Raw genomic sequence first — 13,599 nt, forward strand, 5'->3', positions numbered from 1 at the left:
AACTTATTCAAACATAATATTAGAATCGTATAATACTACAACCAAAGCAGTGGCCGCTAACCTTTCTGCTGCAACGGTAACCCTATTCCTTATTAATTGCAGATCTCGTTTCCATAAATCATTTGAAAGCCTATGAAAACCGCACGTTCCCCGTTTCAAAAAGTTTGTCAGGCAACAGGTAAAATTATGCTGACTTATTACCAGGAAAAGCGACACCGCCTGCTGGCCCTGCGTGGTGTAGCCGCAACCTGGCTATGCCTCCTGCTGTTGTTAACCCGGTGCCAGCCTTACCTGGAGGAAGCGCCCGAGCCTGTTACCACCACCAACACCACGCTGACAAAACAAATTATCACGGCCATGGATGGCACCATTGCACACGCAGAAACAACCCTGGGTACGTTGCAGAACGGTGAGTTAATCTTTATCAGTGTGCCGGAAAACTGGAATGGTGAGTTGATTTTGTATGCCCCCGGCTACACCCCTGCCTTCGCGGACCTGCACATTGCACCGGAAGCCAGTACCTATGGACCGCTTTTCAACTTATTTGGCTATGCCTTTGCCACTACCAGCTACAGCGAGAACGGGCTGGCCATTCAGTCCGGCATCCAGGATATGATTAACCTGCGCAACCTGTTTATAGAGGAGTACGGGGAACCCACTGAAATCTATCTGACTGGGGCATCTGAAGGAGGTCTTGTAACCACGCTTGCTGTTGAACGCTATCCGGAGTTGTGGAGCGGGGGCATCTCCCTGTGCGGGCCCTGCGGCGATTTTCAGCAGCAGCTCAACTACTATGGCCACTTCCGGGTACTGTTCGACTACCTTTTCCCGGGTGTGCTGCCCGGCACTGTTGTCGATGTTCCGCAGGCTATGATCGATAACTGGCAGACCGTTTATATACCTGCAATCCTCTTTGCCATCAGCCAGGACCCCGCCAAAACGCTACTGCTGCTGAATGTAGCCGGGGCGCCTTACGATCCTGCCAACCCCTTAACCACCATCCCCCAAACGGTTGTACAGGTGCTTACCTATAATTTGTTTATTCACGATGCCGTGGAGAAACTGGGAGGCCAGCCGTTTGATAACAAGGATTACGTTTATTCCGGCACCGGCAGCCCGGCCACGGATCTGCTGCTGAACGAAGGGGTACAGCGGTATTCGGCCGACAAAGAAGCGGCCAAAACCATCAAAAAATTCTACGAAACCAGCGGTAACTTTAAGATTCCCCTGGTAAAATCGCACACCACCCTGGACCACATCCAGCTGTTCCGGAACCTGCTGCAATACGAAGCCAAAGTACCAACCGGCAAAACCTCCCTTTTCGCTGCCATTCCTGTGGAAGGCTACGGGCACTGCACGTTTACTAATGTACAGGTAATAGATATCTTTACAACGTTTATAGAGAAGATCGGTGCCAGCAAGCAACATCCTTTAGCCAAGGTGAAAGATGTAAACGGACAGATTATCAGCTCTGTCCGGGAAGAAAAAGTGCTGGTAACGGTGAAGTAGGAAAGATAAAAAAAGGTCCTGGTTCAGGCATCTGAACCAGGACCTTTTTTTGTTCTGCTCCTGCCACCACAGCCACTGCTGCAGCAACCTTAATGCGGCGCACCAGTAAGTATAGCCCGTGAAGCGAATTATCCAGTTTGTAGAAAAGTCGGGGCTGAACCTGCAAATTTTGAAGACAGCGTTTGCCGCTGCTTTGTCCTGGTTTGTTGCAAGCAGCCTGCTGCACTCCGAATATCCTTATTTTGCTGCTGTTGCTGCCATTATTACCGTTCAGGTAACGGTAGCAGATTCTGTTGACAAAGCCACGCAACGTATAGTAGGAATCATTGGGGGCGTCTTACTCAGTATGTTGCTGGGGCATTGGTTTAAAGTTACCGCCGTCTCCATTTTCGTGATCATCCTGATTGGCATGGCTATCGCCAAACTGCTCCGGATGAACCAGCAGATTATTTCGCAGGTGGCCATCAGTTCGCTGCTGGTACTCGCATTCGGGCAAACCAGGGAGGGCTATGCCTACGAGCGCATCATCGAAACCATACTTGGCTCTGCTATAGCAGTTCTCATCAATGCACTCATCGTTCCTCAGAATGCAGTACCTGAAGTGGAACGGAGCATGCTGCGCTACTGCCAACTGGCCGGCACTACCCTCTCCAGCCTGACAGCGCTGCTCAACAACATTGGCTCGAATGGGAAAACAGGTCGCTCCGAAGTGGATGCGCTCATCAGGGAGGCCAGTGCTGCCCGCAAAGCACTGGAACTGGCGGAACAAAGCCTGAAGTACAACCCGCTGCTCACACACCAGCGCACCCGCCTGGGCCAGCTGACGGAAAGTATGCACCAACTGGAAAGCATCACGATCCAGATACGGGGAATCCGCAGAAGCCTGGCAGACCTGCAACAGGCGGAACAGGCAGCCATCGATGCTACTTTTGCGCTGCAGCTCCAGCAGGCCATGAAATCTACTGCCGGTTGTATTGCGGCGTACGGTCAGGCTACCGTCAGTGGGGCAGCAGCAGATCACCAGGTTTTGTATGATGCCATGCAACAAGCACAACAGGATCAGGAAATCTGCCTGCATAACCTGCACAACATCAGGTCCCTGGCTACCTTGCGGGATATCGGCAGCATCCTGACCGATTTAGGCCGCATTGTGTCTGAAACCGGAAGCCAAAAGCCTTTATATCAACCGGCAGAAGTAAAATAGTTTATGGGCAGACAGAACCTTTGGAAAATCTGTAACAAATGTTAGCTTTGATTTACAAACCAACTCCTCTCAATGGACCAGCTATACCTTACCCTGAAACAGGCTTTCTGCTGTAGTTGCTATCTTTTCCTGTTCCTCGGCTTACCAGCCAACACGTTCGCTCAAAATCGCATCGACCGCTTTGCCCTCGTTAACCGGCACAATGTAAAGCTGCAGGAAGTGGATGCGCTGGCGCCGATTTCGCTCGGCAATGGCGATTTTGCTTACACGGCCGATGTGACGGGCCTGCAAACATTCGAGGACTACTACCACAAAAACGGCATTCCGCTGGAAACCCGCACCACCTGGGCCTGGCACTCCTTCCCGAACACCGAAAACCTGAAGCTGGAAGACGCCATGAAAGAAAGCGATTTCCATGGACGCAAAATATCCTACGCCAGCCTCCAGCACAGTCCCGCCGGCGAGTATTTCCGCAAAAACCCGCACCCGATACCGATGGGGCAGATCAGCCTGGTAAGGCAGGACGGTTCCGCCCTCACCCTGGACGCCATCAGCCAGATTAATCAGACGCTGGATGTGTGGCAGGGCCTGCTGATCAGCCAGTACAACATCGACGGGCAGCCGGTGACGGTCGAGACGGTGAGTCACCCGGAGCTGAGCCTGGTGGCTGTCAAAATCAAATCGCCGCTGCTCAGGTCAGGCAAACTGAAGGCTGCTTTCCGGTTCCCCTACGCCTACGACCTGGACATCAAAAACAAACCGCCCTTCGACTGGAGCAAACCCGAGCGGCACCAGACCACCATCGTCAGCCAGAGCAAAAACGAAGTGCAGCTGAAACGGGCACTGGACGACAGCCTGTACTATGTGCGGGTGCAGTGGCAGGGCGCGGGGAAATGGGTACAACAGAGGCCGCACCGCTTCCTCCTGGACAGCAAAGGCGCCGACAGCCTCGTGTTTGTCTGCAGTTTCGCCCCCACCCAACAGAAACAAGCGCTGCCAACTTTTGCCGGCACCAAAGCCGCCAGTGCCGCCTCCTGGAAGAACTACTGGACCCAGGGCGGCGCCGTCGACCTGTCGGGCAGCACCGATCCGCGTGCGGCAGAACTGGAGCGGCGCATCGTGCTGTCGCAGTACCTGATGAAGGTTAACTACAGCGGGCATTTTCCGCCGCAGGAAACAGGGCTGGCGCATATCAGCTGGTACGGCAAACACAACTCCGAAGTATACTGGCTGCACGCGGCCCAGTTTTACCAGTGGAACCGCACCGGGCTGCTCGAAAACGGGCTGAAGTGGTATAAAAAAATTCTTCCGGCAGCGCAGGCAGATGCCGCTGAAAGCGGCTTCGAAGGCGCCCGCTGGCCCAAGATGGCAGGTCCTGACGGCCGTCCGACACCAGGAACGATCAACCCTTTCATCATCTGGAACCACCCCAACCCCATTTACCTGTCGGAGCTGGTGTACCGCGCCAAACCGACGGCTGCTACCCTGGAGCAGTACAAAGACCTGGTTTTTGAGTCGGCAAAATTCCTGGCTTCCTATGCTTATTTCGATACCAAAACCGGGCGCTACATTTTAGGTCCTCCGATAAAAAGCGTGAACGAGAGCACCGAAGAAAACACTACCCAAAACCCGACCTTCGAGCTGGTGCAGTGGTACCACGGGCTACAAGTGGCGCAACAATGGCGCGAACGGATGGGCATGAAACGGGACCCGCACTGGGACGATATCCTGCAGAAGCTGGCACGTCCCACCATACAGGATGGGAAATATGTGGAGATTGAAACCGACCCGGAGATGTACAACCGCAAAGGCGGCTTCTCCTCTGCCATGCTCATGGGCCTCGGGTACCTGCCCCAGACGCCCATGATCGACAAAGATGTAATGGAGCGAACGTTCCAGGCCATCCTGCAACGCAACGGGCTGAACAGTTTCGTCAGTTGGAGCATGGGCAAAGGCGCCCTGACAGCAGCCCGGCTCGGCGACCGGGAAACAGCGGTGGCTATAGTCTGCAACGACTTGCCCCAGGCGCATTTCCATAAAAGCGGTTATGTGCAGCGGCCCAAAGAGCCGATGGCCTGCCCGGCCTACCTGCCGGTAAACAGTTCTTTTCTTTCCGCTGTGGCGCTTATGGCAGCCGGTTGGGATGGTGCGCCCGACGGTAACGCACCCGGCTTTCCGCAGGATGGCAGCTGGCAGGTGCGGGTCGAGAACCTGAACAAGCTGCCGTAGTAGGCGCTGCCCCAACACTTGCCAAAGTTTGTTAAAAGTAAGGCTAATTCGCTTATCTGCACCTGCCACCATTGCCTCTGCAGCTCCTGTAGTGTTGCAAGCCCAATTCACACTGACCTGTTTCTGTAGTAGAACTGCAGCGGCTATGGTGGCAGGTACAGCAGAATAAAACAGCATGAAAATGTGCTACAATGCTTTGGCTACCATTACCATTGAATTAAAAGAGCCGTGACTGCGAACAGCACGGCTCTTTCGTTGTAGCCTGAAAGTTAAATTCCAGCCAGAAGCTGAAACATGTTGTTTTTACTTCTCCGAAGGATAGTTTTGCAACAAAGGCTGGCAAGCTTAAACTGCCTTGCCAGCCCTTGTGCATACCAAAGCGATGGCTACTACTTCACCACGATCATCTTCAGGGTTTTGGCAAACGTACCGGCGCTGAGTTTATAAAAGTAAACTCCACTCGGCAGCTGTCCGGAGTCGAAGGACACCTCATAGTTTCCTGCAGCCTGGTTTTCATCAACCAGTACCTTTACCTCTTTTCCCAGTTGGTCATACACCACCAGCTTTACAAGCTGCGCATCAGCAATAGAATAGCTGATAGCAGACAGCTGATGGAAAGGGTTCGGATAATTCTGCTCCAGGTGATACCCTAAAACATCGGCATCAATTTTTAGGGCAAAAGGAACCTGCACACTGCCAGTCATTTTATCCGGGCTGAAGGTTACTGGCGAACACGCCACCTCATACTCTTCCAGGTCATTTTTATCTGTTACCTTAAACTGTATTTCCTTCCCGGCATCCTGGATGTTCCCGTGAATGGTAAAAAAGGTACGGTACAGCTTCAGGTCTGGCAGGTACTCCTGCTGCGCAACACCGCGGCACACGCCATCGATAAAAGCGCCCAGCTGGAAGTTGTCCTGTGCGGGCTCCGTTCCATTTGTGTTAAGCAGGGCGGTTACCGTCATGTTGTACTCGTACTGACCGGGCTGTGTATCGTAACTTCCGGCTACTTTGGCGTTTTGGGTATAACTCAAATTTCCGGTGCTTCCCAGTTTCAACTTATAGCCAGAGCCGGGGTACATGAACTTCAGGCTTCCAATCCAGGCATCTTTGCCTGTGTCGTAGGTCGCAAAGGAGGTCTGGCTTTTGAGTTCGGCGCCACTTGTGGCGGTAAGCGAGGCCAGCGCTTCTTTTACATCGCCACTCTTATTCCGCGGATACCCGATCCAGTTCCAGGTATTTGCCAGGTTAAGCGGCGCAATGGTCACCAGTTTAGCACCTACCACCCGCAGGGTATCCGGCTTGTCGGACAGGTGGATCAGGTAACCGGACTGGTTGTCGAGGGTGCGGAGCGTGCCTTGCCAGCCGGTAGCAGAACTGTACTCTGCATACTTCGTCTGCGATTTAATGGTAACCCGGTTGTTCACTTCAGCGGACAACAGGCTGCTGAGCACATTTTCGCGCGACATGTCACTGCTTTCCACGTTAAACGAAACCCAGTTCCACCCTTTGGCCAGCGGGATAGTCTGCACCACGCCCTCCAGGTGCAGGATGTAAGGATTGCTTGCTGTCCCGAGTTTTCCGTCCGGCACAAAAAGCGTGGTTTCCTTTGCCCCATACTCCACCCCTGTCAGCGCATTCCACATCCTGAAACTGAGGGTTTCCTTTTTAGGGGGAGCTTCGTTGCTGTACACGGTAATAAAGGCTGCATATTTGTTGAGCTCCGGAATAAACACTATCCTGGCTGCGCCACGGGGCGTGCCGTTTACAAATACCCCAATTACGTCCCGGTTATCTTCAGACAATGGCGCATCTGCATCGGTTTGGCTATACTGCGCTACAATGCTCATGCTGTACTCAAAGTCACCGGCTTTAACTGCCCAGCCCGGAGGAATGGCCAGCAGCTCGTACTGCACTGGCATGGCTACTTCTTTTCCGTCTACTGTCGCAATAACGGTTCCGGTGTATACTCCCGGCACCAGGTCCGCCTGTGGTGTAAACCGCATTTCATAAGGCCCTTCAGGCAGCATAGCGCCGGTGGTAGCCGTTGGCGTAAGCCAGGCAGGGTGGCTGGTTATATGGAAGATCTTCGTGATTTTGGAAGCATTCTTCAGGTCGGCACGCAAGTCCTGCTGATTTCCGAACTGGGCGGAGGCCACTAATTCTCCCGGATCCCAGAACACCGGCGTGGCATTCACTTTAAACGTCCATACAACCGGGTACTTCTGTACATTTTTACTCAGGTCCTGCAGGTTACTTACTGTGGCTGTCAGCTCTACCCCTTCCAGCTCGTCGATCAGCGAAAAAGGATCGGTTTTGATGATGAGCGTTTTGCCGGAGCACTGGGTAGTGGTGGGGATAACTTCGCCATTGTCTTTGCGCACCAGCGTTACTACCGGCTGCGAAGCATACTGGCCGTAGGAGTCGAAAACGCAGTTGATGTCCTTGTCGAAGGTCACGCTGATTTCCTCGCCTTTGCGGAGGTAGCCATCGGAAGGCGTAGGTGTACCAAAGGGAGCAAGCGAACTCCTGTCGATAATGCCGCTCTGGATACTGGAGGTTGAAGTGCCTCTCTCGCCGCAGGAGCTTATGGCCCGCAGGTCGTATTCCCCGTCGGGCAGGTTGCTCACATCCCACTGGAAATCAATGAAAGGCTCATCAAAAAGCCCGCTGTTCTCGCCGTTGCGCAGGTACGTAACAGGCCGTGACCAGCCTTCGCCTTTACGCCGGTACTCGAAGCTCACCGACTCCAGGTAGGGGTTGTTTTTGTCGTAGCCGGTTAAGGCCACATTGAGCTTGTTGTCGTTATCCTTGTTCAGGTGCCAGTTCTCGCCGGGCAGCGACAGCGCTACATTGCTGCACTCGCTCTGGAAGGTTACATTGATCAATTCGCTCACGGAAGCGCCGCTGCCTACTTCCTGGCAGGTCGGATACATGAGCAGTTGAATTCCTTCGTACACCGAAGCCAGTGGCCCCCGCTCAATTGTGAGCGTGGCATTCAACACCTGGTTGTACTCGAGCCAGAAAGTTGCCGGGTCGCTGTTGATGATCTGGCCGCCCAGTTTTACAATGGCCCCATCCGGGTTGGTGGTGGAGATTACTTTTACCTGGTATTCCCGGGCTTCGCGGCTCTCGCTCTGGTTGGTAAGGGCCGCCCGCATAACTGCAGGAGAACCCAGCGGCACATTGCTCACCACAGGCGGGAACACCTGGATGCGGGAATTGTCGCGGCGCTGGGTACCTTCTTCGTGCGGACAGCTGGTGGTACCGGATTTAATGCGGAAAGCAGGCACGCTGCGGGCTTTATCCTTCAGCACATCCACGCTCACAAAATCGCCCTTGTCATCGTCCTCCAGGTGGTAGCCAACGGTATAGCTGTTCGTTACATCGTCGCCGGTATGGGTAGCGGTAGACCAGCGGAAACTAGCTGTTACCCCGATCGAGCTGTCGAACCAGGCGCCGCCTTCGTTGTCTATTTTGGCTCCCAGGGCCAGGTCGAGGTTGACAAAACTGTTGTACTCATACGACTCGGAGGTGGTAATATCGGAACTGGTGGTGCGGGTATAAGGGGCGCCGGCGCTGAAGGAAATGTTTTCCTGGAACTCCGCTTTCTCGTTCCGGTTTTCTTCGTTCTTCTTCAGGATATTTTGCCAGGCCAGTATAGCATAAATATTCCGGTTTGCCTCCAGGGTATCGCCGGCAGCAACAAAGGTATCGCGCAGGTCTTCCAGCAAAGGGAGCAACGTTTCCTTGATATGCCGTTCCGTGTAGATAAAGGTAGTGGCAAAGTCGGTCATGTCCATCGAAGCTGTTTCTTTCAGTTCTACCTCACACTCTTGTTCGTGGTAAATCAGCTGCTCGGCAAACGAGAATTCCTGGTTGAAGGCAGCGCCAATATACACATCGCCCTGGTTGCCTACATAATCAAACTCAGAAGAGGTAGCATAATCCTCGTTAAAGGTGATGGTGGTAATCATGCCATCCCGGTTAAAGTTGTCGCGGCCAGCAACGGCTTTAAAGTCGATGGTGGTACCAAAGCCGTGACCCGAAAATGGCGTTTTTACCTTGGCTCCGATCAGCAGGTTGGCATAGGCACCGGCTTCTCCCCCTATCAGCACCTCGGTGGTCTGGAAATGGGTAAAGGTGGAGCCTTTCGAAATAAAGCTGTAGCTGTTGTCGCCTGGCGGGTCGTGCAGAACAAGCATGGGCAGATCGGGTGAGCGGGTTACGAAGGAAGGGGCCAGTACTTTGGCTCCCGTCACCAGTACCCAGCTTTCGTGCGTTACCGGCTCCAGGAAACCAATATCTGCTTTCAGGTAGAGCAGCTTCTGATGGCGGTGCAGCGTGCTGATAGCCGTTTCGGGTTCGCCTGCCTCCAGTTCGTAGTAGGCATAGCCATGCTCGTTAATCTGGAGCGTGATGGGACTTGGCTCATCGCCCACAAAATCATAAATCGTAACGGTGCCCGAGTTGATGGGGCAGCCGGGAATATCGCCTTGTGCCCGCTCGGCAAAATAAAGCGCCAGTTTGTATTTTATTCCTTTTTCCATCAGGGGCACCTGTTCGTTATCGAGGCAGGCCATTTCAGCACCGGCAGCTTCGTAATCGATACTGACAAGGATGGGAGCCCGGTAAATAAACTCAGCTGTTGGCTCTACCACGGTGGTGTAGGTGCTGACGGTGTAGGACGTGTCGGTAGTGGCAGGAATTGTAATGACGGTACCGTTGGGCAGGGTTTCGTTCCTGGCAGGCACATCGGTCACCACCGCAACCGAGTCTTTGGTAACAAGGGTGTCGCGCACACTCAGGTCTACTTTTATCACCTTGTTGGCAAACTGGTGCATGATGTTGGAGTTGGTGCTGCCATTGCCGGTATCGATGCTTTTCACCCGTACCTCATAGGGCCGCGCCGGCAGATCCGGGATGGTGAGTACACCTGTTTCATCCACGGTATGATCAACTTTGTAGCAGATTACCCCTCCGTCGGTGTTGGTAAGTTCAATTACAGCCGATTCGGCAATGGAACGCTCGCATCCACCCTGCACCACCACCTTCAGGTCATCGGTCTGGGTGTCTTTAAAATCAAGCCTTGTGAGATCGCCTGTTACATTCAGTGCATACGAAGCCTGCCCTGTTGCTCCGGACTTTGTCGTTTCAAAGGTGTGGTGCAGGTACTTTGGCGAAATCGTATAGGTGCCTTCGTCCTGCAGCACGAGCTGGTACTTTCCTTCCCTATCGGTCAATATTCCGCGCTTCTCGCCATTCACCAGTATCTCTACTCCCTTTATGCCGCAGGAGCTGGGCCAGCTCACGGTTCCCTGCAGGGTAAAGACGGTTTCATCGGTAAAGTCGATGCCTGTAACCGTGGGCGTGTTCAGGTCGAGCTTCCGGGTGATGGTGCTTTGCGTGAACACATGGTTTGTTTTGGAGGCGACAATATTGAATTCGGCTTCGGTGTAATAGTAGATGTCTTTTATCTCATAATAACCGGTCTGGTCGGTGGTGGTAGTATAGGTGGGCTGGGTGATGCCGGACGACTGGATCGTGTTCTTCAGGCTGGCCGTGACCGTAACACCCGAAACACCCGCGCCGAACTTGGATTTGACATAGCCTTTCACAATACCGTTTGCCTTACGGTAACCATCGCCCTTCGAGGGTTTATAGTCCATGCCATCGGTTAGCGGAAAGATGTAGTAGGAGTATTTAAAACCGGGAATGGCCTCGTAGTCGTTGAAGGAGGTGGCATTTTTATTCAGCACATCCAGTTCTTCCAGCTGGCTGAGCAGCACCGGGTTGCCGGGAGTAACGCCAGGCTTGCTGCGCATGATCTTTATGTTTTCGGCAAAAGCCGACATGTTGGCCCAGGTAATATTGGCGCGGTTCGTAAATGTACCCTGCGACACCACCACGTTGGCAGATTTGGTGGAACCGGTAACAGCAGTTGTCTTTCCGGACTCGTGTGTTCCCCAGTCAGTAGTGTAGGAAGTTATCTGGTAGGTATGTGTTTCACCAGGACTCACGTTGGTGTCGCGCCAGGTCATATCAGCGCCGTTGGCATTTATTTCGGCCACAGGAGTGCTGCCTCCGTCGCGGTAAATCCGGTACTTAAGCCGGCGGGTCTCGTAATTTGGGTTCCAGTTGCCTGTGTAGTAGCTTGGATGGCTAACCTGATCCGGAATGTGCGAGCCTTTTTTCCAGCTTACCTCAATATATTCAAAAGCAGCGGCACTGGAAGCTGTTACGGTGTGGGGCCTGTAGATGGCGTCGGTGGTAAAAGAGTAAGGGCCGTTGTTAAAGATTACATCGTTGCCACAACCGGCTGAGTAATCAGCAACAACATAAAAACTCACAGACCTTCCAGGTCCGATAGGCCAGTAAACGGTGCCACTTGCGGCAGTTCCGATTTCCTGCTGCCACCACTTCAGGTGGTCAGGCTCACTATTCCCGTTCGGCCCTCCAATGATCTCAAACCAATGATAACAGTCGGTGCGCCAGCCATAAAAATCTATTTTGTGGTAGTAATCACTCCTATCCCCTGTTCGGACGATATGGTGGCCGCCATGGTCGGCCAGTGCTCCGTTGGGAAAAAGGGCAGCGAACAGCAGCAGGAGTAGCAGCCACCTGTAGTGACTACTCTTTTGCCTTGGCAATGGGAAAAAGTAGTTGTTTTTCATACTTCATTAAGTTTAAAGTGAAAACTGAGCAACTGGAGCTTTAAATGAAGTTCCAGTAAAAGAAAGGGTAAAGGAAAGCTACAGCAGCAAGAAAGGTTTCTCTGCTTTTGAATTGAACAGTTAGTTTATTTTTCGCCGGAAAGCCAGGTAGTCATACTGCAGCTCATAAAACCGGGAAGCTATTTTCCAGTTCATCAAGGCATTGGCTTTGTCGCCCATAGCGAGGTAGGTGTTGCCGATAAGGTAAGAGGTGCGGGGACAGTGGGAATCAGCCAGCGACAACTCCTGAAGCGCTTTCTCAAACTGCTTTTCTTCCAGTGCCAGCACTCCCTGGAGCAGGTGCGCCTGCTGTAACTCGGCAGCAGCATTACGGCCGGCAGCTTTCTTCTGGTACTCAAGCGCCTTCTTCCAGGCTGTGGCCAGGTCTTTTGTTGCTAAAGCCAACCGGGCTTCCCTCAACAGGTACTCCTGGTTTGCCTGAGTTTTAGCCGCACGCGGGAGCGGCATGGTATCGCAGACCGCCTGCGCCTGCCGGTAACTTGCCAGCGCTGCTGCCGGGTTTCCTGCTTCCAGCCAGATATCTCCTAAAAGATAATGATCGGCAATAAGGAGCTGCGGCACCTTGCTTTTCTGTGCCAGTTCCAGGCGCTTCCGTACTTCTTCTGTGGCTTTTTCAAAATTACCCTCGTCCAGGTAGGCAGCACCGCTTGCGTAGAGGGCCTGCCGCCGAATCTCATCATTTGGAGCCAGATCAAACAACTTTTGCGCCTGCTCCCGGGCTTTGTCTCCTTTCTTCTGAAATAAGTAGCCGGCGCTCAGGCCCAGGTAGGCCTGGTAAAACTCCGGATCAAGGTGAAGGGCCATCTCAAACGCGGCAGCGGCCTTTTGCCATTCCCCCTGCTTCAGCAGCAACTGGCCGGTTGCCACAAAACCATACGGTTCCTCTGGCAGCAGTTCCTGATAAGCGGCCAGCGCCTGTTCGGCATCGCTGAAGCGGCCCGCTGCCACCAGGGCAGCACCCAGCAAAGCATAAAACGGGGGAAAACCGGGCATTTGTGCTACGCCCTTCCGAAGCTCCGCTATGGCTGCCTCCCGGTTCTGTTGCCGCAGGTAAAAAGACGCCAGCGCCAGCCGTGCCTGCCTGTCTTCCGGGAAACGACTTACAAGTTTCATTAACAGTTCCTGCTCTTTTTCCGGCTGCCTCTCCGTTTGAGCCACGGCCGCTTTAATCAGTAGTTGTTCGCCTTCGCTTACGGCGTTTACCAGTGCGGTCGCTTTCTGCAGGTTTTCGGTTTGGGCTGCACTATACGTCGGCGACACCTGCGCCAGGTACAGATAAGCCAGTGCAAAGGAAGTATCCCTGGAGACGGCTTTCACCAAATAAGACTTCGCACGCGCCATATCCTTGTTTTCGGCCCTTTCGCGACCAGCCAGAAAAGCCGCCAGAGCCTCAGGTGAGCGCGTGGTTACCTTCAAACCCGCTGCCAGGGCCGAGGTTGCCAACAACAGTGTACACACAAATGCCAGGAGCAACAACTGAAACTGGCGCGATAATGGGATGGCGATGGGGCGCATAGGATTTCCTTTTAAGTGATAACCAGGAAAAGTACTTGACCGGATTGGGAAGAAAAGTAGTTAACTGACGCAGCAGAAGTTGTGCAGCAGTAAGTATATGGACGGTAGCGGCTCTCATGATGCGTTCTTTACAGGTATAAAAAATGCATGCGCACCAACCGCGAAGGATGCCGGTGTGCAGAAGCTACTCGGATGAAGGGAAGGTAAAGATGAAAAGAAAAAAAAATAGTCGCAGAAACTGTATGAACCGAGATGCTTCTCCGTTTGATGTTGAATTATATTTTCATAAAGAAAACTGTACATATTTAACAGCTAAGCAACAGATAAAATAACGTTACAACATGCAATATATATACTTTTTATTGTATTCCACTGATCATTTAAAAGTATTTTTAAACTTATACAGCA

5 protein-coding genes are annotated in these 13,599 nt (G+C 53.0%); 3 read left to right on the forward strand and 2 right to left on the reverse strand.

Translation table 11 applies throughout. From position 1 onward, the window contains the following. Positions 1–132: 132 nt before the first annotated feature. From DCW36_RS15235 to DCW36_RS15245, 3 genes are all read left to right on the forward strand, one after another. The gene (locus DCW36_RS15235) at positions 133–1,509 is read left to right on the forward strand and encodes an alpha/beta hydrolase family protein (RefSeq protein WP_128396982.1); all 1,377 of its coding nucleotides are present in this window, start codon (positions 133–135) and stop codon (positions 1,507–1,509) included. A 118-nt stretch (positions 1,510–1,627) separates the two neighbouring features. Beyond that, positions 1,628–2,713 carry an FUSC family protein gene (locus tag DCW36_RS15240; protein WP_114782417.1) on the forward strand — a complete coding sequence of 362 codons (1,086 nt, stop codon included), beginning with the start codon at positions 1,628–1,630 and terminating at the stop codon, positions 2,711–2,713. A 72-nt stretch (positions 2,714–2,785) separates the two neighbouring features. Beyond that, positions 2,786–4,942: a hypothetical protein gene (locus DCW36_RS15245; protein ID WP_125185400.1), complete on the forward strand. Its 2,157-nt coding sequence runs from the start codon at positions 2,786–2,788 to the stop codon at positions 4,940–4,942. 389 nt (positions 4,943–5,331) lie between these two features. Here the strand turns inward: DCW36_RS15245 and DCW36_RS15250 are convergent, their stop codons facing one another. Continuing rightward, positions 5,332–11,616 (reverse strand): T9SS type A sorting domain-containing protein, encoded by a 6,285-nt coding sequence (locus DCW36_RS15250; protein ID WP_114782419.1) that lies wholly within the window; start codon positions 11,614–11,616, stop codon positions 5,332–5,334. A 120-nt stretch (positions 11,617–11,736) separates the two neighbouring features. Further along, complete coding sequence (locus tag DCW36_RS15255) at positions 11,737–13,191, reverse strand: tetratricopeptide repeat protein (RefSeq protein WP_114782420.1); 1,455 nt, start codon at positions 13,189–13,191, stop codon at positions 11,737–11,739. Between the last annotated feature and the right edge of the window lie 408 nt (positions 13,192–13,599).

It is taken from the genome of Botryobacter ruber, assembly GCF_003347595.2.
GTDB classification, from domain to species: domain Bacteria; phylum Bacteroidota; class Bacteroidia; order Cytophagales; family Hymenobacteraceae; genus Pontibacter; species Pontibacter ruber_A.